This window comes from Candidatus Nitrosarchaeum limnium BG20 (assembly GCF_000241145.1).
GTDB lineage: Archaea > Thermoproteota > Nitrososphaeria > Nitrososphaerales > Nitrosopumilaceae > Nitrosarchaeum > Nitrosarchaeum limnae.
Genome location: NZ_AHJG01000038.1, coordinates 1 through 584 on the forward strand (window position 1 = coordinate 1; position 584 = coordinate 584).

The 584-nt window shown below is 34.6% G+C and carries 2 protein-coding genes; both read left to right on the forward strand.

What is annotated here, in order from left to right:
* The first annotated feature begins 110 nt into the window (after positions 1 to 110).
* A complete protein-coding gene (locus BG20_RS13585; RefSeq protein ID WP_250635815.1) occupies positions 111 to 338 on the forward strand; it encodes a diphthamide synthesis protein in 228 nt (75 codons plus the stop codon).
* Between the two features lie 5 nt (positions 339 to 343).
* Positions 344 to 584: diphthamide synthesis protein (locus tag BG20_RS13590; protein WP_338032781.1), on the forward strand; the 241-nt coding region annotated here is incomplete at its 3' end.

The window sequence follows — 584 nt, forward strand, 5'->3', positions numbered from 1 at the left end:
TTCATACATTTTTACTTGTTGTACACGCAGTTGATTTAAATTAATAGCACCATGCTCTTTAGCTTGAATTGATAGTAATAGATGAAAAACGAATCTTTCAGGAAATTGAATTGAAAAAACCAGTATCAGTATCTCTGAATGGTCCTGACGGAATTTTACCTCAAGTGCAAGAAACTGCTATGAATATTACAAAAAGATTTGGAATTCCAGCATATGTCTTAGCTGATACTACGTGGGGAACTTGTGATCTAAATTCAAACGGTGCAAAGGTGTTAGGAGCAGAAATTCAATTCAACATTGGACATACAATCAACACTGAATCAATTGAAAAAAATTAATTCTAATTAATGCATATGACGACGTAGAGTTTGACAGTGTTGCCGAAAAATGTGTAGAGATTCTCAAAGGCAAGAAAATATCACTGGTTACTGACAGTCAGCATTTACATCAGATGGATAAAGTAAATGAGATATTGACTAGAGGTGGTGTAAAAGTTGAGATCGGAAAGGGAAAAGGGCAATTAAATGATGGTCAAGTGTTTGGTTGTGAGTTTTATCCAGCAACACAACTCAAAGACAAAGTTG